Here is a 23,947-nt window from a genome sequence, read left to right as displayed (position 1 = left end):
GACTCTCCTTCACCTATCTCACCCTGGATAGGTGAAGGGCAATCTTTTTCATGTTTTGGCAGGCCGCCGTCAGTAACGCTTGTTCGCGCACATTCTCTTTTCCGCGCAAGCGACAGTAACGCAGCCCGTGCCGTTCTTTTGAATCTGCGAATCTGCATAGGGCACAATCTCTTTCCTCTATAATTCTAACGTCGTCACGAGGAGCGTTTGGTGGTGACACAGCGCGAGCCGAAGATCCACTTGGTCCAGTGGTCTTCTTGACCAAGTCAGCAGAGGCCGTTCCCGCGGCAGGCATCCACCGATAAGCGGAACGTGCCCTCTCAACATGACATACTATGACGAACTGTTTCTACAGACTGTTACAATCGGCTTCGAAAATGTGGATGTATTAGAAAAGGATGGAGGAATGGTTAGTTTTTACATTGAAGCATTCTTACCTTGCCTTTTTAGATATAGAGCCAGCTCTGATCGCTTAATTCTAAATAGAAACCCATAGAAATCAGGAAACCACTCCTGTTTACTTTGACTTCTACTATTATAGATGCTACGTTGACAATAGAATGAACGTTCTATCTAAAGGAGGTTTGCTTAACCATTGAGTGAGAAGCGCAAACAAGTATTAAATACTGCCGAACACCTCTTCTATACTTATGGATTTCATGGAGTTGGTTTAAAACAAATTGTTGATGAAGCAAATGTTGCGACGATGACGTTGTATAATCACTTTTCCTCTAAGAACAAGCTTGTAGAAGAGGCTGTCAAAAACCGTGAAGAGCGGTACTGGGCATACATTTGTTCTGCATCCGAGGACTATTCTAACGATACATTTGTACGGATTGCCCAATTACATGGAGCATTCTTAAAAGAAGTATCCCCTCAAGGTTGTATGTTCCTGCGTGCCATTGAAGTATATCAGGATACAGACAAGAACATAGCAGATATTGCCAAAAAGCATAAATCAAAAGTCCTTGAGTATTTCGAGACACTTGCCATTCGCAGCAATATCAAAGATGAGAAGAACTTTGCTTATGAATTTCTTCTTATTATTGAAGGGGCTACATCCATGGCCCAGATTACAGATCCTACACAAGCCACTGATCATGCAGTTACCATGACAAAAGCTCTTCAATCCCATTTCCTAACGTAAACGGCATCCTTTCGGATACCGTTTTTTCTATAAGTAAATCCTTGCCCCATAAAGAAGAGTCCATGGTAAAAACATACAGCTTGTCTGGATCAATACTTGTAACTTAGATAGAAAGAACGTTCTATCTAAAGTATAGAAACAAAGGAGTATCACAGCTTATGAATTTCACGAGACTCGTCTTTCCAGGCGTAACTATGATTGCAGTAACTTATGGATTAGCAAGGTACAGTTTCGGATTGTTGCTCCCCAACATTTCCCATTCCTTTCAAATGTCCGATACACTTTCCGGTATCATTTCTTCTCTATTTTACCTTGCCTTTTGTTTTACCATTGTTTATTCTACTGTCCTGACAACTAATAAAGGGCCTAAACCTATGATTATGCTGGCGGGTGGTTTTGCTGTTAGTGGTATGCTGATGATCAGCGCTTCCTTAAACGAATGGATGCTTGCGGCAGGCGTTCTCCTGGCCGGGGGAAGTACAGGGCTCGTGTCTCCTCCGTACGGATCAGCTATTGCTCATTGGATAAAGGTACCCTTACAAGGAAAAGCCAATACATGGATAAACTCCGGTACTAGTCTAGGTATCGTCGCCACAGGAGTTGGCGCCCTTCTGCTGCCGCTTCATTGGCGATACACTTACTTACTCTATGCTCTTATTGCTTTACTCGTTTTATGGTGGAATTATCGGATTATCCCAAAACCTGACGATTCCTTAAAGGTTCAACGCGGGATATTATCGGCAAAAGGATTAAAAGGAGCTACATCGATCATCACCGCGGCTGTTCTAATGGGGATTTCAAGTGCATGTTTTTGGACTTTCTCCAGGAGTTTCATAGAAAGCAGCGGTGAATTCAGTACCCTCGTATTATCTCTATTCTGGGTCACGATCGGACTCTTCGGTATAACCAGTGGTTTAGGCGGCACCGTTATCGAACGGATCGGGCTCCAATCCAGTTATACCCTATTTGCTATGATGATGGGAGGAGCTTCGTTTCTACTCACCTGGGCATCTGACAGCATTCCTATGATATTAGGAGCAGCTGCGTTATTCGGCACCTCTAACTTGTTTATATGTGGCTTGCTTATCGTCTGGGGAATCCGTGTATTTGAGAGTAATGCTTCTTTAGGTATAGGTTTACCTTTCATTATGCTTTCCTTTGGCCAAGTGATAGGGTCTATCCTTGCAGGCAGTATGATTGAATGGGTTGGTTATGCTGTGACGTTCGCAGTATTTGGAGCTATCTCTATCGCAGGATCTTCTTTACGGACAGCCTAGAGCAGACTTCCGCCATGACAGATCATAGAAAAATTCGGATCTTTTCTTCGTTGAAATCTATAACATTAAAAGAAAATGAATGCGGTATATGACTGGAAAACTAGATTTAAAAAATCCCCCTGCTAAGTTCATAATGATATGCATAGCAAAAAGCTTCCAATTTAATGGAAGCTTTTTTGTGTGTTGGGATTTTAAATAACGAACGCCCCTCTTGTCTTGAAGCATAGGTAGGACTTCCATGAAGAACTACACTCTCCATGGAGGTATAATTGCCTTCACACTCTTATCCCTTTGAAATGGAGTCCGTTCTGTTTCTAAAGAAAAAGTCAATTCTCATTAGAATTGACTCTTCAGCAGTTAGGAAGTACTTGCGTATTGTCGTTCATTTGTAGGTGATAGCAGATCATTCCATCGTTCATAGAAGAATTGAATGGATGGACCTAGTAAGAACGAGATAACGAACGTTCCGATTCCAATTGGCCCCCCAAGCAGGAACCCGATGACAAGCAAGGAAAATTCATAGAGATTTCGGTTTACTCTAAGAGAGAGTCCATCTTTCTTCATCAATGTTTGCATAAGTTCATCAACAGGGATTTTAGGGAGATTCGTGTGCAGATATGAGCCAATGCCAATTCCCATGAAAGCAATTCCAACGAATAAGAGTCCCCATCTTAAGGCGAGCGACTCCAGCTGGAAATCTATAAGAAGGAAATTCCACAAGTCGAGGGTTACCCCTCTCAGAACAATTGGAATAAATACAAATAAGGATGGGATCGTCTTTCCAAGAATACTATTTAAAAGAATTACCGTTACATGGACTGTCATCATTCCTACCCCTACACTAATTGGTATATGGGAGGACAAGCCTACCGCGACACTGTCTGTCGTGCCAACCCCAACATCCGCTTTAATGAAAAACGCAATGCCCAGGCTCGAGATGAGTATACCGAACACATATAAGAATAACTGCTTCATACACTTGTCCCTCCTTTTTCATTCTGAATAAGCCTTTAAACAGTAACAGGACTTTCCGATGCATTCAATAAAAATGCCTTTCTTGAAAAGGTATGTCCCTTTCTCCCAAGCCTTCAGTATACAGGGACGGTCTGTCTCCACCTGTAACCCGCCTTACAAAAATAAACACCCTTTAAGATGACACTTAAAGGGTGTTGGAAAAATATTTATGCTTTAACCCAGTTCGGGATCATTTCAACGTCAGCCGCTTTTAGTGTTGTATACACAGGGCAGCGGGAATCAATCGTTTCTTGGAATTGAGCCAGACGCTCTTCTGATTCACTTGTGTGAACAGTCGCGTTTACGGTGATTTTCTGGAAGTAAGGGCGGACGCCTTCTTCTCCCATCATACCGCGGGGATCCAGTTCTCCGTCAATTTCGAAATCGATGCCTTGAAGATCGAACTCCATTTCTTTGGCTACGAAGTTTGCAATCGCGTTTTCACACCCTGCAAGAGATACAAGAAGGGTTGCAAGTGGGTTGGCACCTTCGTCGGTTCCTCCCATTTTTGCAGGTTCATCAATGACAACCTTATGCTCTCCGGAAACACCTTCTGTTTTCATACCTTTAGATACTGCTGTGATTTTTTCGTTCATTTTAGCCATGGATCATTCTCCTCTCGAATCTTTCTTTTTTTATAAGTGATAGTTAGACCAACCGGTTGGTACAGAAAAATATATCAGTTGTATCAAATCTGTGCAACATTCCTGCTTCACATTCATAAGACAGCTTACACTTTCCTGGTTTAACCGGGGCAGCACCAGCCTGGATCACAACCACGAACACAGCCTTCTACTTTTAGAGAAGCCTGGAGCTGGTCTTCTTTCTCCGATCCTCTCTGAGTCAGCTTTTGCGAAGCATGGGCTTTCTTCGTGATCTTGGACAACATCCACTTGATCATACCAACACCTTTTTCGTGGTCTGGGGTCTTCTCTTGAAGACAAATCCAATGTAACACGGGAGAGATCGATCCACTACCACTGCGCTCAGAAGTGTAAGCTGTCTTACACAAAAGAAGCGGAATCCCCGTGTGCCGGTCCGGGAAAAATGATCATGCTCCCCAGGCAGCGACACTGAACGCCAAGAGGAAAATAAAAAGCAGGAAAACTGTGATTTGGTAGAAGCCTTTTTTTGATAGAGATCCATTCGTCGTTTCCTTTTTCAAAATATAATAGCTGATGCCAAATGTGATTAAAAACACAACAGGAAAAAACCAGCTCATGAGATCCTCTCCTTTTGCTTCAATATTTACGTGCCAGGAAAACAAGCAGCAGGAACAAGGTCGTCATACTCAAGGCAATAATCAGCGAAAGAACGCTGGACACGTCCATCGTCAGGACATTCATCTCAGCTAAAAGGGAAAAGACTAACATATACCCGATGCCGGCCGTAAAGGCATAAGAAACAGCTTTCTGACGAATGGACTTCATCCGTTCATCCTTCTGCTTAAACTGTGGGTACAAATAACTCATGCAGAAGGCAAGCACCGATAAAGAGAGCATCGAAAAAGAATGCCCCTGTACAGCCCCGTCAGCCAGCAGTCCAATGATCAGTAAAGAAAGTCCCATAGCCCCGAGCAGTGATCCTAAAACGATGAATGTCCTTGGATAATGATCCATTATTCTCGTCCTCCTTCGCGGTAAATAAAAATATCTTCAATAGAAACACCAAACGTTCGCGAGATCTCAAAAGCGAGAGGGAGGGAAGGAGAATACCTGTTTTTTTCTATGGAAATAATCGTCTGTCTCGACACATGAAGCTTTTCTGCGAGTTTGTCCTGTGACCATCCATGTTTTTTTCTAAATTCAGCCAGCCGGTTTTCCACACCTCCACCTCCAATTATCCCCATTTTATTGTAAAGGGAACTTAACGTCAATGAACCTTTACAATAGTGAATAAAAAAATCCGGCATTTGCCGGACCTGCTTACAACATTAATTCAATACACCTTTCATCGCTTCCTTATAAGCGGCAACCTTTTTCGTCAGCATGTCATCCGTCGCCTTTAAGGTTTCAATCTGGCTCTTAATGTACTGCTGATGTTCTTCAAGAAGCTTCAGCCTGTCTCCGGCTGTGTGCTCACCTTCCTGAAACAGCTTGGTATATTCTTTGATCTGCGTCACAGGCATCTGTGTTTCACGCATTTTTTTTACGAACTGCAGCCATAGGATGTGCTGCTCATCGAATTCCCTGACTCCTGCTTCATTTCGATGCGGGGCAATAATGCCTTCTTTTTCATAGTAGCGTAGAGTATGAGCACTCATGCCGAGTTTTTCGGCCGTTTCACTGATGGTATACATCGGCTTCCTCCACCTTTACAGTTATGATTTGACTTAGAGTTCTCTCTAAGGTCTACAATAACAGTGTACTAAAATTATTGGAGGGATCAATCATGAAATATACGGTCATTACAGGAGCAAGCTCAGGTATTGGTTATGAATCGGCACTGGTTTTCGCAGGACGAGGAAAAAACCTCGTCATCGCCGCCCGCAGAACAGAGCAGCTGGAACAGTTGAAAAAAGAAGTCCATGACATCAACCCGGATTTGGATGTGATTATCCGTGAAGTTGACTTATCCATTTCAGAAAATGTTTACAGCTTTTATGAAAGCCTGAAAGACCTCGACATTGAGACCTTCATCAACAATGCCGGCTTTGGAAACTTTGCAGCTGTTGGAGAACAGAAGCTTCCTAAAATTGAATCCATGCTCCGCTTGAACAACGAAGCCCTTACGATTCTTTCATCCTTGTATGCCCGGGATTATGCAGATGTCGAAGGAACGCAGCTGATCAACGTTTCTTCCGGCGGAGGCTATACGATTGTAGCGGATGCTGTGACCTATTGTGCAACGAAATTCTTCGTAAGTGCCTTCACAGAAGGTATGGCGCAGGAGCTTGAGGACAAAGGAGCGAAGATGCAGGCAAAAGTCCTTGCACCGGCTGCAACAGAAACCGAATTCGCCGACCGTTCCATGGACACCGAAAACTTCGACTATGAAGGAAATATTCCACAGTTCCACACAGCAAAAGAAATGGCCCAGTTCATGCTCGACCTGTATGACAGCGACAAAGTCGTCGGTATCGTCGATGGTGAGACCTATGAATTCCAATTGAAGGATCCAATTTATCCCTACGCGCGTAGAACACGCAAATAAGGACAAGCCCCCTGTTATAAAAGCAGGGGGCTTTTTTTAAGAAGCTCTTCTTTTATGATCTCTATGGGTATACCATACCTTCAAACGTTCAGCGAATGCTGCCGGCACATCTTGCACGACCGTTTCACGCACAGGGGCAGCACGGTTGATTAAGGTAAGCGAAGCGAGCCCTGATTTCTGCTGGAAATAGTCCCGGGATACTTCCACTTCGATCACTTTACTTCGCTTAGAAAGATACAGCGTCTTTGTGAATCCGCCTGTCTGGGTTTGGATGAACGTGTCATCCATTTGGAAACGGGTGTGAAGATACCCTTGGATGCGGGACAGGATAATGACAATGAAAAGACCTGTTGAGAACGCCCACCACGGCAGATCGATATGAAAAGGCGCTGGTTTAAAGATATACAACCCCGCCGTTGCTGCTATCCATAACCAGCTGGGACGAAGCAGACGGATATAAAGGGACTGACGGGGCAGCTTTTCCATATTCTTGAGCACACGATATTTCGGAAGCATTTCATGAACGAGACTATAGGCACGCTTCAGTGGTAGAAATGGATACAGGGAAGCCTGGGAGCAGGATTACCTTTCTGTGGAGAAGGAAAACGTGCAGGCCGTCTTAATTGAGCAGTCCCTCATGAAACGGCTTCTCGGTTTTGCTTCATTAAAACTGGTCATTGCCGGTGAAAAGGAAGGGGAGGAAGTAACTTCCTTTTGTTATCAAGATCCTTTCTGATGTTGAAGCCAATTCAAACTTCCCATACTTCTTATATGTACGTACGATTCCAATTACAAATCCTGCAGCGGCCAGGAAGGCAAGCGCTCCTGTAATCATCCAGATCGACGATAAAATGCTCTCGAACAGCCCGTTCACCTGGTTTTCAAAATGCAGATCCTCCGCATTGGAAAGCCACGACCCTGCAAACGGCACAACCGTAAGAAAACTGAGAGACACAAGGGAGGCCTTCATGATATCCTTCTTCGTCGGTGTATAATGAATTGTTTTCTCCCCAGTCGATCCCCTCGGCACCGGTTGCCCAGCGGGTTCTTCCGATTCCACTCGCTCTATTTCCTCCTGATGACTGAGATCCTCGGAAAAAACCCCCTCTCCTTGGGACGTTTCAAATTCAACAGCTGTTTGTTCCTGCTGTACGTGCTGTTCAATGGATAACGCCTCCGATGGTCTTAAAACATCAAATCGGATGGTGCCGTCACGACCTTCTGAACTTGTTACCAAAGTAAGGGAGGTCATTCCGGTCAACCGATGCACCCATGTCGTCTTTCTTTTCACCTGCTGAATTTTTGAATAAGGAATCGTACTTGTCGATGTTGTAAGAAGTTTCGATGATACAACAATTGCCGAAGGGAGAATCTCATACGTTTTTGCATACCACTTGACCGGAATATAGAGAGCGGAAAAGGTAACAGCTGCTGGCAGGACATACCGGCCATAGGTGAACAACCATGCGCTTGAATCGACCTTTAATACAAAAAACAGAAAAAACAAAGGGACACTCGTCTTGATCAGATGGATGTAATCATGAAGCATGGCCTTCGGATGATATCTGCTTCTACCTTTCCCTATCATTCATCTTCCTCCTCTACATTGGAGTATAGAGCAATCTGCTGCCGCAGTTTTTCTGCCTCTGCCTTAGGTAGAGCAGGAATGACGTGCATGCGTCCAATGGTACTGACTTCCACAGAAGAGAGGTCATATTTTTTCAGCAGAGGTCCTTCATTCGTAGAAACAGACTGGATCTTCGTCATCGGAATGACCTTGTATTCTTCTTTTAAGGCCCCTGACTTTATATAAAGGAAGTCTTCATTCATTCCGTACCGCCAGTGCTTATGTAATAAGTTCACTTTAAAAAAAGCCCAGATCACCCCTGCTGCTGTTAAACCAACAAGACCGTACAGAACCCACCCGGTCCAGACCGGCCAGGAAAACACGCGGTCCAGAATAAACAAGAGAACCAGCACAACTGTTCCGATGATATTCTCAATAATTTCCTTCCATATCCACACTTTTATACTGTCCTTGGATAACCGCTGTAATGGGGGTTCCATCGTCACTTCCATAAGGCAGACACTCCTTCACTATTTTCCTTTATCTTCCTATACGATGAAGACTCTGTTTCGTTTCACTCTTTTTCAAAAGCCTGTCTCTACAAGGAAATATTTGATATAATTTAGTCGATTTACGTAAGCGGTTTACTCTATCACACAGATAAAGGAGTTTGGCTATGTATACAGATTTAATACGACTATCCCCGATCTTTAAGGAAAAAGTGTGGGGCGGCAGTTCTCTACATACGAATTTTGATTACGATATTCCAAGTGACCACACAGGTGAATGCTGGGGAATCGCCTCCCATCCGAGCGGATCCTCCACGATTACAAACGGACCGTTGGCAGGCTGGACACTGATGGACGCCTGGAAGGAACATAAAAAAGAATTGTTCAATGAGGACAACGATGAGAAGGCCTTCCCGCTCTTGATTAAGCTTCTGGATGCCAATGATGATCTATCTGTGCAGGTGCACCCCAATGACGCCCAGGCCCATGTGCTTGAAGATAATGAAGCCTATGGAAAAACAGAGTGCTGGTACATTGTGGACTGTAAGGAAGACTCTGAAATCGTTCTCGGTCACCATGCAAAAACGCGCGGGGAGCTTGAGGATTATATTGAAAAAGGAGACTGGGATGGGCTTCTGCGCCGCGTACCTGTCAAACCAGGCGATTTCTTCTTCGTCCCCGCCGGCACGATTCACGCCATTGGAGAAGGTATTGTGATTCTTGAAACCCAGCAGAACTCCGATACCACCTACCGCGTGTACGATTATGACCGCCGGGATGACCAGAATCAGACGCGTGAGCTTCATTTAGATAAAGCCGTCGAGGTCACAACAATTCCAGATGAAAAACAGGAAAATGATTTTTCTTATAAGCAGGACCAGGACCTTTCGATTACCACTCTGACGGAAAATGATTTTTTTACAGTCTTCCATCTCGATCTCAATGGTGCCTATGAAAGCAGTAAACCGGCCGATTATCTGCTGGCTACCATCCTGGAGGGCGAAGTGACTTTCACAGGAACAGACACACAGCTCCTGAAAAAAGGCGATCATGTTATTCTTCCTTACGGGTTGGAAAACTTCAAACTGGAAGGAACGGCAAAAGCCATTGTTTCTTATCCAAAATAAAAATCAGAGGGCCTCAGGCCCTCTGATTTTTATTTGACTTCTTTTAATAACTGATAGGCTTCATCGGTTGATGTGACCTGTAAAAGCTGTTCCCTGTAATGATCATCCATTAATTTTCTGGACAGCATCTGTAGAATTTTCAGGTGCTGCGTTCCTTCACTTTCCTTCGGTACAACAATCATGAAAATCAGCTTGGCTTCTGTGCCATCAAGGCTGTTCCAGTCGACACCATCCCTTTTCACTCCGAAGGCGACTCGTGGTTCTTTCACAGCGGTCGATTTGGCATGCGGAATGGCTATGTTCATTCCGATGCCTGTGGATCCTTCCGCTTCGCGTTGTAAAATCGCCTCTTTAACATCGGTGCGGGACGTCAAGACATTCTCTGCTGCTAGAAGATCAATCAACTCATCAATGGTCTGTTCCTTTGATTCTGCCTTTACGTTCACTTGGATCAGGTTTTTATTCGTGAGCGAATGAAGGTCTGCGTTTTCCTCTTCCGGCTGCGGCTGTTCTTTCACGGCCGGTTTTTCCTCTTTCACCGTTTCCTCTGCTGCTGGCTGCGTCGGCACTCCCGCCAATGCAGGTTCTACAGCTGCTTCTTTTTTCAAAAGGTTCACGGTAATCGCTGTTACAAAACTACCAACGATAATGGCGACGAAGAACATGAGGACGTTATCCACAGCTCCAAGCACACCGACAATCGGTCCGCCATGGGCAACACGGTCACCTACTCCGCTCATCATGGCGATAACAGCTCCGACCATGGCACCGATCATGTTACTCGGGATGACACGGAAGGGATCCTGCGCAGCAAATGGGATGGCTCCTTCTGTAATTCCAAAAAGCCCCATCGTAAAGGATGCCTTTCCTGTTTCCACTTCCGTTGCCGCAAACTTCCGGCGGTTCAAGAAGGTAGCGATCCCCATACCGATCGGCGGAACGGCGATCGCGACGGCAATCGGACCCATAATTTCATAGTTTCCTTCTGCAATCATGGCTGATCCGAACAGGAAGGCGACCTTGTTGACAGGTCCCCCCATATCAAAGGCAATCATGCCGCCTAAGATTAAAGCAAGCAGAATGGAGCTTGTTCCCTGCATATCCTGCAGCCACGTTGTCAACGACTCAAAAATCTGGGCGACCGGTGCACCTACGATCGTTACGAAAATCAATCCGACGGCAAGGGAAGCAAGCACCGGGATGACAATGATCGGCATAATCGGCTGGACAACACTCGGGACTTTGATTTTCTTAATCCACAGGGCAATGTAACCTGCAAGGAAACCAGCTATGATTCCTCCAAGGAAGCCAGCTCCGGCTTCACTGCCGTAAAAGCTTCCGTTCATGGCAATGTACCCGCCAACCATCCCCGGCGCAAGACCCGGACGGTCTGCAATACTCATGGCGATAAAACCAGCCAGGATCGGTACCATGAAGCTGAACGATGCAGCACCAATGTTTTCAATCGTCTTCCAGAAGGAATCTTCCGGAATTTGAATGCCTTCCGGTGTAGATGTGCCGCCAAGTGTGAGCGAAATGGCAATCAACAGTCCTCCGATGACGATAAACGGAATCATGTAGGAAACCCCGTTCATCAAGTGGCGGTAAAAGGCATTCTGCCCTTTCCCACCGGATGCGTTTCCAGCATCTTCATTGGAGCGTTGACCGCTTTCTTCATGGACGGATGCCTGACCATCAATAATCCGCTGAATCAATCTTTCAGGAGTGTTAATCCCCTGCTGGACACCGACAGCTACAAGTGGCTTGCCGACAAACCGCTCTTTATTGACTGTTTTATCAGCCGCAATAATCACCCCGTCAGCTGCATCGATGTCTGCCTGCGTAAATTCATTTTCCACCCCGATGGACCCCTGGGTTTCAATCTTTATATCGATGCCCATCGCATCGGCCGCCTTCTGCAGGTTTTCTGCCGCCATGTACGTATGGGCGATGCCGTTGGGACATGATGTAATCGCTAGAATCTTCATAAGCTTCCTCCTCTTGTTATCGCTTACTTATACTGTAGCAAACAATAAGGGAGGAATAATTTTTATATCTTCCACAGGCTGTGGTACTTATGGATTATTGTAAAGCGCATTCATAAATGTTGCGGCATCTTGCTGTTCAGCCAGCTGTTTTACGAATGAAGGGTTTGACGTTAACGTGTGGATTTCCCTGAACAACTGCCGGGCTTCCTGTGTGTTTTCATAGTTCATCGCAAGAAGCAGGACGACATGCACCAGCTCACCATCCCACTCCACAGGTTCAGGAAAGGCGGCCACTGCTATGGCGGAGCTGTGCACATCTTCCGCCCGGCCATGAGGGATGGCGATTCCGCCGCCAATGGCTGTAGAAGACAAATATTCCCGGTGCAGACAGGATTGAGGATAACCTTCTTTCACATACCCTTTTTTCATAAGCAGGCGGGAGAGTTCCTCGATCACTTCATATTTAGACACCCCGGACTGCCCCGTTTGAATGAGAAAAGGCGACATGTTCTGAAGGAGAACGGATTCTTTTCCCCTTTTTCTATCAGAGGTTCTCCCCTGCTCCAGCTGCTTGATGAGACTTTTTACATGCGACTGATCGTCCGCTTCAAATAACGGCGAAACGACGACAGCAGGAATGTCCAATTCTTCAATCGGTACTGTAGAGATAATCCCGTCTACACGATGCTCTTTTGTGAACGAGCGCAGCCGGTGCGCCGCAATACTGCCGTGAATATGGATATCTGGAAACAGCTTTTCCATCCGTGCTGCCAGCAGCTGAGAAAGTCCCATCCCCATATGACAGACGATCACCACTTCCACTTTTTCCTTTTTCACGGTTGCCTTCCTTTCCAGAGCCGCCTGGAAATGCAGCACTAAATAGGCGGCCTCCTCTTCCGGAATCGGGTAGAGAAGCTCTTCCTTGTGCTGGTCTAAAATCCAGACAAGCGTATCAAAAAGGTATGGATACTTTTTCTTGATGGTCATCAGTAAGGGATTGGAGATGGACAACCCGTAGGAAAGGCGGGCCAGCGTCGTTTTCAGATGTACAAATAAATGATCACGCAGGACTTCGTCTTCTTCAAAACGGTACCCGGTCTGGGCCGATGCTTCTGTCACCAGCCAGTCGATAATGTTGGAAATTTCTTCGGGAAGCCCCGGTGTAAGACCTTCCCTGGATGCCGCATGAGTTTTCGCACTTCTCAGATGCATGTTCAAATAGAGGACTTCCTCCCTTGGGAACGTCATCGCAAAAACACGCTCCAGACGATTACACATTTCTTCCGCCCACGGAAATTCTTCGTGGGTCCGGATCGACTGGACATCTTCTTCCGGCAGCGAAATGATCTGACCAAGCTGAACCCTCTTAATCATAAAAGCGGTATGGAGAAGCAGGGATTCGAGGGCTGCATCAGTGAAGTCGACCTGATGTTTTTCCTGAAGGGCTGCCAATTCGTGCTGAATCGTCCGTATGAAGAAGGAATCAAAAAGAACCTTTGTTACATCTTCAGCGGGGCCTTCCAGTGAAGAAAGTCCTGTCACGGCCTGACGGATCTGTTTTTCCTCTCCGGAAATATATACGCCGATTTTCTGCTTGCGGACCATTTCCAGATGATAAGGGTGCAGCCATGTTTCGATTTCATCCAGAATATTTCGGACACCGGTATGGGAAAGGTAGTAGTCTTTCCGCAGCTTCTGGATGGTGACCGGGCGTGGGGCGGACAACAGGGCAAAGGCGATTTTCGTCCGGAGGGAACGATCCTGCGCTTCATTTTGAGGAAAGGAATGATGGAGATGGTCGATCAACAGGGCGTTGTCAGCTTCTTTAATCGCAAGCCGCACCCCGCGGCCGGCTTTTTTCTCAATGACACCCGTCCGTCCCTGCTCGTCCAAATAATCCTGAACGGCCGGCAGATGATTCCGAATGGCTTTATCTGAGTATCCGAGAGACTCCGCAATCTTACCTGTCGGGATGAACGTGTTCGGCATCCCGGTAAAATAGTGGAGGATCTGCTGTTGGATTTCCTTCATAGGTATGTTCTCCTTTGCCTCTTTTTTCAAATGGATTGAAAGGGATCGTCTACCTTTCATTCTACCTCGTTCGTGACATTTTGACTACTTTCGACATTAATGACAAAACCCTCTCCATTTAGGAGAGGGTGGTCTTCGGAAAAGATGATCCGCATTTTTTTAATGGATGTATGAAAGGTAACCATTTATCTTGTTCCATTGAAAATCCATCGGGGATTTGAAGACAAATACTTGGTGAACAGCCTCTTATCCAAAGAACAGCGTTATCATATACCTCTTTAAGTCCTGGAACGTTTTACTCTTGATTAACCTTATTCCAAGTTGGATAACTTCTCTTGTCAGAGGAAATCTGCGGATGTCACGAGGAGCGTTCGGTGGTGACGCCTGTGGGATCAGCACGAGCCGAAGATCCACTTGGACAGGTGATCTTCCTGTCCAAGTTAGCTGAGGCCGGGCCCACGGCAAGCATCCACCGATAAGCGGATCGTGGTCATCCACATGGCAGATAGGCAGTTGAGTGCGTCTAAACGCTTTTCAAAAGAGGAGAGGGGTGTTCAGGTATTCAAAAAGCTCTCTTCCTCGACCCACATTTTTTGTTTCCACGCCATCTCCCAGAACATATACTCCAGCTTACTCGTATGAATAAAGATCTCTTCGAGGTGAGCTTTTTCCCTTTCCGGAAGTCCGTCAGCCAGCTCGTTGATTAATTTTTTCAGTGTGGAAGCAAGCTCAGAAAATTCTTCGGACGCATACATCTCAATCCAATCGCCGTAAAACTCGTGCTTTTCTCCTTGATTTTGTTCGGCAAGGTGAAAGCCGATCACGTTGTAGCTCCATGTGCAGGCCAGCACACAGGCCGCCACCTCAGCCTCTGATCCTTGATTTGCCTTGTTCAGCATATAGCTCGTATAGGCGAGGAGGGTGGCAGAAGGTTTCGTTTCCTCCAGCTCCTCCCGGCTGATGCCGATCCGTTCCGCATAGTTCCGGTGCAGCTCCATTTCCTCACTTAAAGTGGAATGAAGCAGTTCAGAGAACATCGTCATCGTATCCAGGCTTTTCGCCTTAACGGAACCAAGAGCAAACACGCGGCAGTAATCAATCAAGTACAAATAATCCTGACGCATGAAAAATTGGAATTTCTCAAGCTCGAGCGTGCCGTCCCCAATCCCTTTGACGAATGGATGATCGAGGTAGGCCTCCCAAATCGGACGGGCACTTTCGTATAAACGGTCTGTAAACATTACGCTTCCTCCTTGTCATCTGCTTGTTGAAACCAATTGTATAAAAAAGCCATCATTGTTTTCGTATAATCCAACAGCTGTCTCCTGTCCAGCGACTCATTCACCGCATGCGCCTGATCCAGCGTGCCGGGACCGTAGAGAATGGTCGGGATGCCTGCTTCTGAGAGCCATCCTCCATCCGTCACAGTCGGAGACATGGACATTTCCGCCGGCGTACCATGGATGATTTTATGGGCTTGTTGAAGCTGCTGTACCCCTGGATGGGCAGGATCGACAGAAAAGGCGGGGAAGATTTCTCCGCGCTCCTCGATCATGGACGTTCCTCCCCATTTGAATTGAGGGGCATGGTTTTTCAGCCATGGATCGGCCTGGGCGGCAGCACGGACATGTGCTTCAATTTCTTCGATCACATCTTCATAATGCTCTTCTGGATAATAGTGCACGGTAATCCATAAAGCACAGCGGTCGGCGATAAAAGCGGCATGCCTTCCACCTTCAATGACAGCCGGATTGATTGTCGTCGATCCAGGTGGAAAGCCTGGACTCGATTTCGTCACCGCCCAGTGCTGCTCCAATTCCTGCAGCGACTGGATGATTTTCATCATTTTTTCAATTGCCCCTGCTCCGTATCTTCCTCCACCGGCATGAATGATCGAACGGCGTTCCGCGTCGTGGAAGGTTTCCGGACTTTCAATCGTAATCCATCCGGTAATGACGCCTCCCTGCCCCTGAATGGCACAGTTACTCGTATCGGCTACGATGGCTAAATCGGCATGATACCCTCTTTCTCCACAGGATTTTGTTCCTGCTTCTCCGACCTCTTCACCGACGACGGACTGCACATGAAGGTCGCCGGTCGGCTCGATTCCCGCTTCATGGAGCAGTTTGAGTGCAAACAGAACAGCCGCCATTCCACCTTTCATATCCGCCGTGCCGCGACCGTACAAGCGGTCGTCCTTCGAGGTCAGTGTAAAAGGATCATGCTCCCACGATTCCCCTTCATCCAGCGCAGCCACATCAATATGACCGTTTAAGATGAGACTTCTGCTGTGTTCCCGGTCGGTTCCTTTTTTCGTTCCGACGACAATCGGATCGCCGGGGTACAGTTCCCACGTGTCTATTTCAAAATCCATCCGGCTTAAATACTCTTCTATGTACTGTTGTGCTTCCGCCGCATTTCGGGCTGGAGGGCTTAACGTCGGAAAGGCGACCAAGTCCCCTAGAAGCTGGTGCATCTCCTCTTCCTTTTCCTCCACTCTCTGCAGCAATTCCTCTAACTGAATCATCGTACTCTCTCCTTCCATATAAAAAGCCCGCCCCTTCGAGAGAAGGAGCGGGCTTGATCATCATGTAAGAAAAGATCAATCATCGACCGCTTCACTTCCCTCCGCTGGTATGAGCCAGATCAGGTTGTAAGGGTCAAAGCTTCTGCTTTTCTCAGCCCCGTCATCAGGGCTCCCCTAGTGAAACATGCTATAAAACTGTTATTTTCATTACAACACAGGGGGCCGGAAAGGACAAGTCCCGTTTAAACGCGAAATGTAGATGGAGGACGTATAAAACAGGAGGCCATGGATGGACATCAAAAACGATGATTTAACAAGCGATGAAGTACAAGCATTCATAAAGGAACACCTTTTCAATATGACCCTGCACTCCCCGCCAGAAAGCATCCACGCATTGGATATAGAAAAATTAAAGCAGCCCGGCGTGACTTTTTGGACAGCCTGGGAAAAGGGAGAGCTGGCAGGAATGGGAGCGTTGAAAGAACTCCATCCGGCGCACGGAGAAATCAAGTCGATGAGAACGGCCTCTTCCCATTTAAGACGAGGCGTCGCCCACAGATTGCTCCAACACATCATAAATGAACCCAGCGCCCGAGGGTATACACAGCTCTTTATAGAAACCGGGTCTCAAGAGGCGTTCCATCCGGCTGTCCAGCTGTATAAGAACTTCGGGTTTGTTTTCTGTGGTCCTTTCGCCGGCTACAAGGAAGACCCGAACAGCTTATTTATGACCCTGAAACTAACGGATACTGTAATACATAGCCATGATGACCGCAACGGATAAGAGGACAGCCGCTGTCAGACTCCTCTTCAGGAAAGCAGCAGGAATTTTTTTAACGAGCGTGTAGGTGATTGGAAAAATGAAACTGATCGGTATGAGATACAAGCTTAAGAACATCGTAAAGACAGCCAATAACACAGCTAGAAGTGGTCCAATTAAAAGATACAGGCCCCACTCAATAAAAAAGCGTCCCAACGACAGCTGACTGCTTAAACGATCGGCTATCAAGGATAGGGGGAGGGCAAACACAGCATGCCCCAAATAGATGTTGACTAAATTAAAATATAAGTTTCCGACCAGGTTGCTGTAATCCGATGTGAGATAAATAGAAACCAATAAAGCTGTTACAAAACTGCTGATTAAGGCAGCAAGAATTTTCCGCATCGTACAGGCTCACTTTCATGTTGTTTTATTTATGTAGGTAAAAGAAGCGCAGGTTCCGGTTTTGGGTGGGTCTGTTCTGTTCCCGCAGGCTTCAACTTCCTCAAGACCTCACCACATGACCAGATTGCAGTATAGGCGTTGGCGACGCCTATGGATCAGGGTAAGGCAATGAGAGGAGGAGAGTCCTTTTTCTATAGGGATAGAGAAAATTATCCGCCCAGAGATATGGTCTCAAAGGCGGCTTCTTTTCCGTTTTCATAAATCCTCAGGATCTCATAACTTTGATAACCGTCGACTCTGTAGAAGCGTTCGGATTTAACCGAACCACCAGCGCCGGCCCCTGTCTTGTATAACAGGTTCAGCGTATCTTCTTCTGCCCGGACCTCGAAGGATGTATAATATTCCGCCCCTTCGCCCTGTTTTGTTCCGTTCAAATAGATATACACCGTATTCTGATCTCCCTCTTGGAACATATGATTTCCATGTCTATTTTTTACCGTTTGAAAATAGGACAACGCGTCCCCTGGAAGATCCTTTTTCCCAATTTCAGAGAAGGACCATTCCCTTTCACTTTGACACGCTGTCAGGATTAAAACAGATAAAAGCACCAATAGGATTCCCTTCAAAAGCAAGCCCCCTTTTACACTTTCTCTTCTATTCTAGCATTCCTGGATGGCCCTTGAAAAATCCATTTCACATGGAAGGAAAGCGTTGATCAAATGGATCAGCTTATATAACATAGTTGACTTATCGGAATTATTGTATTTTAATAGCACTAATAGATTTTTATCGAACAACCAGTGAATGAAGATGGAGGGAAACATGATGAAGGAAGCCTATCCGGTTATTGATGGTGCGGAATCGTTGTTTTTTGAAGGAAATGATACAGGGGTACTGCTCTGTCATGGCTTTTTAGGAACGCCCCAGAGTCTGAGAGAGGTGGCAGAAGGGCTGGCGGATCAAGGTTATACCGTATCGGTGCCACGACTTCCAGGTCACGGAACGCACTATAAAGATCTGGCTTCCTGCTCGTTCTCCGATTGGTATATGGAAATCGAAGCCGCTTATCTGCAGTTGTACTCCCGGTGCAGGGAAGTATTCGTCATCGGTCAGTCGATGGGAGGCACGCTGACCCTGGACCTCGCTGCTCAATATCCCGGCATTTCCGGCATAGCGTTAATCAACCCAGCTATGTATATCCCGGCGTTCTCCCATCTGGAACAAGCGTCCGAACCCTTTTATATAGAGGAAGGAAAGCCTGACATCAAAGACCCCGGTGCGGTGGAGATCACCTATACCCAGACACCGTTGACCGCTTACCAGGAACTGTTGAAGTATATGAAGGTCGTCAGAAGAAAATTATCCGGCATTCGATGTCCACTCACCTGTTTGGTGTCCAGCGTTGACAACGTCGTTCCACCGGAGAATACCGATTACATCCTTAGAAAAGTCTCTTCCCACAATGTATCGAAATACGTCTTGGAGAATTCCTACCACGTCGCCTCGATGGACTACGATAAGGATCAAATCATCGGAGCGCTGCTTTCCTATCTGGAGACGCGCTCCTCCATCAATCATCGAAAAAAGGTCAGCCCGTAAATGGCTGACCTTTTCAGGTTGTAGAGACATCCCTCCCGTGTTTATGATTGTCAGGAGTTATTAGATGAATAGGTTCGAGAAGCGTTGGGTGGTGACGCCTGCGGGAACAGCGCGAGCCGAAGATCCTGGGCAGGTGGCTTTAGCCGAGGCCGTGACCGTGACCCTCATAAAAAACACAATGGACAAATACATGTTCAAGAAACTGAAAAGGCCAGCCTATAAACGGCTGGCCTTTTCTTATTTACTCCAGAGTGTTTTCAATATCGTACTCCTCCATTTTTTCCTGCATCCAAAGGTCGTACTCTTCACTGACTTTGGATTGGTATAACGTCTCACCAATTTCCTCTTCGACTTCATCATAAACTGCATCCTGCGCTTCGGTATGGTCGGTCACTTCAATGATGTGATAGCCGTACTCCGTCTCAACGATATCACTGACTTCTCCAACCTCCATGGAAAAAGCGGCCTCCTCAAAGGCTTCGACCATTTCACCTTCACTGAACGCCCCTAGATCGCCTCCGGAGGCCACTGTCGTATCATCGATGGAATATTCGGCCACCAGATCCTCAAACGCCTCGCCATCGTCCAGTTTTGATAATACTTCCTCCGCTTCTTCCTCGGTCTCAGTCAGGATGTGTCTCGCACTTACCTGCTCAGGCTGATTGTAGCTTTCCTTGTTCTCTTCAAAATACGTTTCCTTCTCTTCATCAGTGATGGAAATCCTCTCAGCAAGCAGCAGATCAACAGCTAAGTAATCTTCAATATCCTTCTCTACGTCCGCAATCGTCATCCCGCTTGCTTCAAGAGTGGACTGGAAGGCTTCCTCACCACCGTACTGATCATAGTACATAGCCAGTTCTTCCTCCACAGCTTCCTGGCTCACCGTAATGTCATTGTCTTCTGTTTCCAGTTCAACGATTTTGTTGGTAATCAGCGTATCCAGCGTTTCCTGACCGTACTGTTCCACCAGCGTATCGTACAGCTCCTCCTTTTCAATTTCTTCTCCGTTCACGGAAGCTACACTTTCCTTCGGATCCATACTCAGGCTCAAAATAATCAGGAGGACAGCGGAAACCGCCACCACTCCTCCCAGCAGCATTTTTTTATTCATCTTTTCAAAACTCCTATTCTACTCATTGATTTGTTCCGTAAGGGTCACATTCACCGTCTGCGAAGTTCCATTTCGGTAAAATTCCACGACGACGGTGTCGCCTGCGTTTGTTTCTGTATATAAATATTTTCTCAGGTCCGTGCTGTCTGAGACTGCCACTCCATCGATAGAAGTCATCACATCGTCAACCTGCAGGCCTGCTTTAGCAGCGGCTGATGTTTCATCGACAGAGGCGACAATGACGCCTTCTTCGGTTCCTTCCGGCAGTGACGTCCGGTACTGGGCAGGCGCCTCATTGACGCCGACGACACCCACGCCGAGGTAGGAGCGGTCCACCTGACCATCTTCACTCATGTCCGCAATCAGTGTTTCCACATCATTACTTGGAATTGCAAAGCCAAGCCCTTCCGCATCGGCATCCGCCATTTTCAAGCTGTTGATTCCGATCAGCTCACCTGAGGCATTGATTAACGCACCCCCGCTGTTCCCCGGACTGATGGCGGCATCGGTCTGTATGACGTCAAGATCCCACTCTCCAGCAGACGTCGTTACAGAAATCGTCCGGTCGACCGCACTGACAATCCCCTGGGTGACCGTCCGGGATAAGTCCAGGCCGAGCGGGTTCCCGATGGCAAGGACATCCTCGCCTGCACGGATGGAATCGGAGTCGCCGAAGGCCAGTGGTTCGATATCAAAGCTTCCTTCTATTTTCAAAACGGCAATATCCGTAAGCGCATCGGCGCCAATGACTTCCGCGGAGGTGGTCTCCCCGTCAAAAAGGGAGATGTCCACTTCCGATGCCCCTTCAATCACATGGTTGTTCGTCACAATATAGGCGGCATCGTCCTCCACCTTATAAATGACACCGGAGCCTGTACCCGCCTCTGTCACATCCTCTCCCGAAGCAAACGGCGTCTGCTGGTTCGTCAAGTTTACGACACCGACAATCGCTTCCGAGGCCTGTTCTGCAACATCCGCTGTAGACGCAGACGTTGTGGATAATGGTTCTGTCTCAGCCTCCACTGCCTCTGGAGACGCGCTGGCCGTTTCAGATGTATTCGGCAGTTCTTCCATTTGAGACACGGTTCCTAATGTAAGTGCTGCCCCTAAAATCCCTGAGGATAAGGCGATGCCGGTTACTTTTAAAAGTGATGTCTTCGGTTCACTCATTCCACTCCCTCATTTCCTTTGAACTGATTACACTATAAGTCTTGAATGTGTCAGGAGGATGTCAGAGTGTAAATCATTGGACATAAAAAAACAGCCCTCACCTTTGGGAGAGGTGAGGGCTTGGTTTCAATTCTGATGCGGAAAATATCACCCGTTAATAAGACTCACACATACAGGGATTAAAAATGCTGCAGCAAAACAAAGGACAGCCGCTGATTTTGATTGTTTGACTACACGCTTTTCCCCGTCCTGTATGCTTTCAATAAATGATAGAGTGAAGTAAAAACAGAGGCAGAGGAACACGACGGAGAGAATGATTGTCCAATTTGGTATGTCTAAATTCATGATTTGATTTCCTTCCTTTCTTCCATAGATTTACCCTGCAAAAATATTCCTGTATTGTGAGACCCTCACAGATTACCGAACGTCTAATCTATGAGAAGGGAGAGAGGCTAGTGACCGGTCAGACACAAGTACACTTCTCACGTGATGAAGTCATCGAATACATTATGACTCACTATGGAGAAGTGATGAAACGAACCATTTATACCTATGTGAAAAATCACCACACCACCGACGACATTTTTCAAGACGTGCTCATTCTCATTTATCGGAAGTGGGATCAATTCCACGGGCAGTCCCAGTTAAAGACCTGGGTCATGAGGATTACTATCAATCGGTGCAAAGACTATTTACGCTCTCCTATACACCGGATCAAAATTGTAAAAGATCAATGGCTGGATAAAAAAGATCCTGAACATCTGGAAGAGACGGTTATACAAAGAGAAGAATGGGACGAAATTGCGGAAGCTATCCTGAATCTGCCCGTGAAATATCGGGAAGTGATGATTTTAACCTTCCAACAGAATATGACGCAGAGGGAAATCGCGGATGTTACCAATACGGCCTTGTCCACAGTTAAAACACGCATGCAGCGGGCTCGTCAATTGTTAAAACAACAAGTCAACGAGGAGGGACTGACTCTTGAGTAAAAAGAGAATAAAAAAAGCGATAGATGATCAGATCAGCGATAAACCCCTATTCACGAATGAAGATCGCCGACGCTTTTACGCCAACAAACAAAATAGTCGTTTCCTTTGGCTGCACCAGGCCTTCCCTAAATTGTTGACAGTGATGACGGCATTACTCATGCTGACCGGGTCCCTATACTTCTTCACTTCAGAAAATCCGCTTCAGTCCCCTGCTTCTCCTAATGAAGATAAGTTCATAGAAGGACCAGATAAAAAAGAGGAAAAGGGAAAGGAGGAGGAGGAAGTAAAAGAAACCACACTGGATCTTGACACAAAGATTGAAAGAATAAAAGAGGTCGTAATCAACCAGACGAAGGAACAAAAAATAATGGAACTTGTTCAAGACTTCAATGGAAAGGAAATAAAAGCTTCTCAAGAAGAGGAAACGGAAAGATTATCCTTCATTTTCCCATCTGATTCTGAAGTGCCGGACACAGCTGACCCCAGTCACACGCCTCCGTCTATAGAAGCCTATCAAAACAATGAGCTTGATTTGTTTCTCGTTGTTCAATGGAGTGAAGAATACAACATTTTCACATCAGCTGAACTGATTTACTTATCCGAGGATAGGAAATCCTTAACGAAAGAAAAATACGACATCAATAGGACACAAAGAGACTTTGTAAAAGTTGTGGGAGCTGATGAACCTGTTTCTATGCAGGACCTTCTATTACGGTCCATTGCACGTTCACTGGATAAAGAACCAGATACTCTTACAAAAGGGGACTTACTGGATCTTGAGGAATTAACCATCAATGCCTCTCATTTGACCGAAACGTTTCATGTCGACGCTGACACTGAATACTTCAAGGCCATGAAATCCTTAAAAGTATTGAAACTGAACCAGGCTCTTATCCCCGGTGAATTGTTGAAGGAGGTTCCAACGTTAGAGCAGGTCACTTTCATTGGCTCCACAGTCAATGATTTAAGCCAGGTGTCTGAAGGCATGCAGAATGTCCAGTATTTGAATTTAATTAATTCTTCCTTCCAAGGGACAGCTGAAGATATCCTGAAATTAAAATCCCTGACCATCGTCAGGGTCGATCCCGCCGTCGTACCAGAATATGAAGAGCTGCAGTTTGAAGGAATTGACGTGCGGTGGTAAAGAATTAACAGCAACCTTCTAACGAACATAATAACGCCTGCCTCCGCTGATGTTGAGGCAGGCGTTAATTATCATTTACTGACTTAACACAGCTTTAGAAAGCCCTGAACACTTTCTTCTTCTTTCCACACCTTTGACACTGATATACAGCTCTGGACTTTATTTCATCATCCCAGCCGATCTTCTCATACTTGTGCAAGCCTACCCTGCAGAAAAGACTCGCTTCTTCTTTAGCTGAAATCGCAGAAAAAGCCAGGAAACCCAGCCCTGTAATAGAAAAGAGCCAAGGTGTAAAAAAAAGATCCATACCTGGTTGAAACCTAAGGATAAACAGCACGACTCCGATAAAAAGAACCATGGAACCTAATGTATTTAATGATTGTTTCATTTCCTCATTCCTAACTTCAACAGTCGTTTCCAAAAAGG

Annotated in this window: 27 protein-coding genes, 1 pseudogene and 1 riboswitch; of the genes and pseudogenes, 8 read left to right on the top strand and 20 right to left on the bottom strand. The window is 46.3% G+C overall.

The genetic code is table 11. The annotated features are described in order from the left end of the window. Positions 1 to 13: 13 nt before the first annotated feature. A pseudogene (locus ACXADP_RS05590) lies at positions 14 to 151 on the bottom strand (transposase); the annotation flags it as partial. A gap of 444 nt (positions 152 to 595) precedes the next feature. Here ACXADP_RS05590 and ACXADP_RS05585 point away from each other — a divergent pair. Both ACXADP_RS05585 and ACXADP_RS05580 read left to right on the top strand, forming a co-directional pair. Next, the gene (locus ACXADP_RS05585) at positions 596 to 1,147 is read left to right on the top strand and encodes a TetR/AcrR family transcriptional regulator (protein ID WP_474971056.1); all 552 of its coding nucleotides are present in this window, start codon (positions 596 to 598) and stop codon (positions 1,145 to 1,147) included. 158 nt (positions 1,148 to 1,305) lie between these two features. Next, positions 1,306 to 2,424 (top strand): MFS transporter, encoded by a 1,119-nt coding sequence (locus ACXADP_RS05580; protein WP_474971055.1) that lies wholly within the window; start codon positions 1,306 to 1,308, stop codon positions 2,422 to 2,424. Between the two features lie 357 nt (positions 2,425 to 2,781). Here ACXADP_RS05580 and ACXADP_RS05575 read toward each other — a convergent pair whose 3' ends face one another. The 7 genes from ACXADP_RS05575 to ACXADP_RS05545 form a co-directional block, all read right to left on the bottom strand. After that, positions 2,782 to 3,399, bottom strand: a complete 618-nt coding sequence (locus ACXADP_RS05575) for a YczE/YyaS/YitT family protein (RefSeq protein ID WP_474969413.1) — start codon at positions 3,397 to 3,399, stop codon at positions 2,782 to 2,784. A 206-nt stretch (positions 3,400 to 3,605) separates the two neighbouring features. After that, complete coding sequence (locus ACXADP_RS05570; RefSeq protein ID WP_206933477.1) at positions 3,606 to 4,043, bottom strand: OsmC family protein; 438 nt, start codon at positions 4,041 to 4,043, stop codon at positions 3,606 to 3,608. Between the two features lie 140 nt (positions 4,044 to 4,183). After that, positions 4,184 to 4,339 carry a hypothetical protein gene (locus ACXADP_RS05565; RefSeq protein WP_474969414.1) on the bottom strand — a complete coding sequence of 52 codons (156 nt, stop codon included), beginning with the start codon at positions 4,337 to 4,339 and terminating at the stop codon, positions 4,184 to 4,186. A gap of 150 nt (positions 4,340 to 4,489) precedes the next feature. Further along, on the bottom strand, positions 4,490 to 4,660 hold the full coding sequence (locus ACXADP_RS05560) for a hypothetical protein (protein WP_474969415.1): 171 nt from the start codon (positions 4,658 to 4,660) through the stop codon (positions 4,490 to 4,492). A 19-nt stretch (positions 4,661 to 4,679) separates the two neighbouring features. Further along, the gene (locus ACXADP_RS05555; protein ID WP_474969416.1) at positions 4,680 to 5,057 is read right to left on the bottom strand and encodes a permease; all 378 of its coding nucleotides are present in this window, start codon (positions 5,055 to 5,057) and stop codon (positions 4,680 to 4,682) included. Further along, complete coding sequence (locus tag ACXADP_RS05550; RefSeq protein ID WP_027956271.1) at positions 5,057 to 5,263, bottom strand: helix-turn-helix transcriptional regulator; 207 nt, start codon at positions 5,261 to 5,263, stop codon at positions 5,057 to 5,059. The genes ACXADP_RS05555 and ACXADP_RS05550 overlap by 1 nt, the downstream gene beginning before the upstream one ends. A gap of 108 nt (positions 5,264 to 5,371) precedes the next feature. Next, positions 5,372 to 5,737 carry a MerR family transcriptional regulator gene (locus tag ACXADP_RS05545; RefSeq protein ID WP_474969417.1) on the bottom strand — a complete coding sequence of 122 codons (366 nt, stop codon included), beginning with the start codon at positions 5,735 to 5,737 and terminating at the stop codon, positions 5,372 to 5,374. A gap of 92 nt (positions 5,738 to 5,829) precedes the next feature. On the opposite strand from ACXADP_RS05545, the gene ACXADP_RS05540 reads away from it, so the two are divergent. Next, positions 5,830 to 6,591 (top strand): SDR family NAD(P)-dependent oxidoreductase, encoded by a 762-nt coding sequence (locus ACXADP_RS05540; RefSeq protein WP_474969418.1) that lies wholly within the window; start codon positions 5,830 to 5,832, stop codon positions 6,589 to 6,591. Positions 6,592 to 6,627: 36 nt separating this feature from the next. Here the strand turns inward: ACXADP_RS05540 and ACXADP_RS05535 are convergent, their stop codons facing one another. The 3 genes from ACXADP_RS05535 to ACXADP_RS05525 form a co-directional block, all read right to left on the bottom strand. Beyond that, positions 6,628 to 7,077, bottom strand: a complete 450-nt coding sequence (locus ACXADP_RS05535) for a PH domain-containing protein (RefSeq protein WP_474971054.1) — start codon at positions 7,075 to 7,077, stop codon at positions 6,628 to 6,630. Between the two features lie 178 nt (positions 7,078 to 7,255). Continuing rightward, positions 7,256 to 8,179, bottom strand: coding sequence for a PH domain-containing protein (locus tag ACXADP_RS05530; protein WP_474971053.1), 924 nt, complete (start codon positions 8,177 to 8,179; stop codon positions 7,256 to 7,258). Beyond that, complete coding sequence (locus ACXADP_RS05525; RefSeq protein WP_474971052.1) at positions 8,176 to 8,670, bottom strand: PH domain-containing protein; 495 nt, start codon at positions 8,668 to 8,670, stop codon at positions 8,176 to 8,178. Before ACXADP_RS05525 ends, ACXADP_RS05530 begins: the two co-directional genes overlap by 4 nt. 164 nt (positions 8,671 to 8,834) lie before the next feature. On the opposite strand from ACXADP_RS05525, the gene manA reads away from it, so the two are divergent. After that, positions 8,835 to 9,794, top strand: coding sequence for a mannose-6-phosphate isomerase, class I (gene manA, locus ACXADP_RS05520; RefSeq protein WP_474969421.1), 960 nt, complete (start codon positions 8,835 to 8,837; stop codon positions 9,792 to 9,794). Positions 9,795 to 9,823: 29 nt separating this feature from the next. On the opposite strand, the gene ACXADP_RS05515 is transcribed toward manA, so the two are convergent. The 4 genes from ACXADP_RS05515 to ACXADP_RS05500 form a co-directional block, all read right to left on the bottom strand. Beyond that, positions 9,824 to 11,782, bottom strand: coding sequence for a fructose-specific PTS transporter subunit EIIC (locus tag ACXADP_RS05515; protein WP_474969422.1), 1,959 nt, complete (start codon positions 11,780 to 11,782; stop codon positions 9,824 to 9,826). A gap of 87 nt (positions 11,783 to 11,869) precedes the next feature. After that, complete coding sequence (locus tag ACXADP_RS05510) at positions 11,870 to 13,813, bottom strand: BglG family transcription antiterminator (protein WP_474971051.1); 1,944 nt, start codon at positions 13,811 to 13,813, stop codon at positions 11,870 to 11,872. Positions 13,814 to 14,367: 554 nt separating this feature from the next. Beyond that, the gene (gene tenA / locus ACXADP_RS05505; protein WP_474971050.1) at positions 14,368 to 15,054 is read right to left on the bottom strand and encodes a thiaminase II; all 687 of its coding nucleotides are present in this window, start codon (positions 15,052 to 15,054) and stop codon (positions 14,368 to 14,370) included. Further along, positions 15,054 to 16,340 (bottom strand): acetylornithine deacetylase, encoded by a 1,287-nt coding sequence (locus ACXADP_RS05500; protein ID WP_474971049.1) that lies wholly within the window; start codon positions 16,338 to 16,340, stop codon positions 15,054 to 15,056. Before ACXADP_RS05500 ends, tenA begins: the two co-directional genes overlap by 1 nt. Before the next feature lie 79 nt (positions 16,341 to 16,419). Beyond that, a riboswitch (TPP riboswitch) is annotated at positions 16,420 to 16,526 on the bottom strand. Between the two features lie 103 nt (positions 16,527 to 16,629). On the opposite strand from ACXADP_RS05500, the gene ACXADP_RS05495 reads away from it, so the two are divergent. Beyond that, the gene (locus ACXADP_RS05495; RefSeq protein ID WP_474969427.1) at positions 16,630 to 17,124 is read left to right on the top strand and encodes a GNAT family N-acetyltransferase; all 495 of its coding nucleotides are present in this window, start codon (positions 16,630 to 16,632) and stop codon (positions 17,122 to 17,124) included. On the opposite strand, the gene ACXADP_RS05490 is transcribed toward ACXADP_RS05495, so the two are convergent. Together ACXADP_RS05490 and ACXADP_RS05485 are read right to left on the bottom strand one after the other, a co-directional pair. Next, positions 17,080 to 17,505 (bottom strand): hypothetical protein, encoded by a 426-nt coding sequence (locus ACXADP_RS05490; protein ID WP_474971048.1) that lies wholly within the window; start codon positions 17,503 to 17,505, stop codon positions 17,080 to 17,082. The genes ACXADP_RS05495 and ACXADP_RS05490 overlap by 45 nt on opposite strands. 209 nt (positions 17,506 to 17,714) lie before the next feature. Then, positions 17,715 to 18,131 (bottom strand): hypothetical protein, encoded by a 417-nt coding sequence (locus ACXADP_RS05485; protein WP_474971047.1) that lies wholly within the window; start codon positions 18,129 to 18,131, stop codon positions 17,715 to 17,717. 199 nt (positions 18,132 to 18,330) lie between these two features. On the opposite strand from ACXADP_RS05485, the gene ACXADP_RS05480 reads away from it, so the two are divergent. Then, positions 18,331 to 19,104: an alpha/beta hydrolase gene (locus ACXADP_RS05480; protein ID WP_474971046.1), complete on the top strand. Its 774-nt coding sequence runs from the start codon at positions 18,331 to 18,333 to the stop codon at positions 19,102 to 19,104. Between the two features lie 241 nt (positions 19,105 to 19,345). Here ACXADP_RS05480 and ACXADP_RS05475 read toward each other — a convergent pair whose 3' ends face one another. Next, positions 19,346 to 20,215, bottom strand: a complete 870-nt coding sequence (locus ACXADP_RS05475) for a peptidylprolyl isomerase (RefSeq protein ID WP_474971045.1) — start codon at positions 20,213 to 20,215, stop codon at positions 19,346 to 19,348. An 18-nt stretch (positions 20,216 to 20,233) separates the two neighbouring features. Further along, entirely contained in the window at positions 20,234 to 21,385 is a 1,152-nt protein-coding gene (locus ACXADP_RS05470) for a S1C family serine protease (protein WP_474971044.1), read from the bottom strand. A 455-nt stretch (positions 21,386 to 21,840) separates the two neighbouring features. On the opposite strand from ACXADP_RS05470, the gene ACXADP_RS05465 reads away from it, so the two are divergent. Together ACXADP_RS05465 and ACXADP_RS05460 are read left to right on the top strand one after the other, a co-directional pair. Continuing rightward, positions 21,841 to 22,377: a sigma-70 family RNA polymerase sigma factor gene (locus ACXADP_RS05465; protein WP_474971043.1), complete on the top strand. Its 537-nt coding sequence runs from the start codon at positions 21,841 to 21,843 to the stop codon at positions 22,375 to 22,377. Next, positions 22,370 to 23,521, top strand: a complete 1,152-nt coding sequence (locus tag ACXADP_RS05460; RefSeq protein WP_474971042.1) for a hypothetical protein — start codon at positions 22,370 to 22,372, stop codon at positions 23,519 to 23,521. Before ACXADP_RS05465 ends, ACXADP_RS05460 begins: the two co-directional genes overlap by 8 nt. 94 nt (positions 23,522 to 23,615) lie before the next feature. Here ACXADP_RS05460 and ACXADP_RS05455 read toward each other — a convergent pair whose 3' ends face one another. Beyond that, on the bottom strand, positions 23,616 to 23,909 hold the full coding sequence (locus tag ACXADP_RS05455; RefSeq protein ID WP_474971041.1) for a hypothetical protein: 294 nt from the start codon (positions 23,907 to 23,909) through the stop codon (positions 23,616 to 23,618). Positions 23,910 to 23,947: the final 38 nt, after the last annotated feature.

It is taken from the genome of Halobacillus sp. AWH4_228 (genome assembly GCF_056158365.1).
Note: the sequence above shows the minus strand (reverse complement) of the source record. Positions and strands in the feature narration are given on the sequence as shown.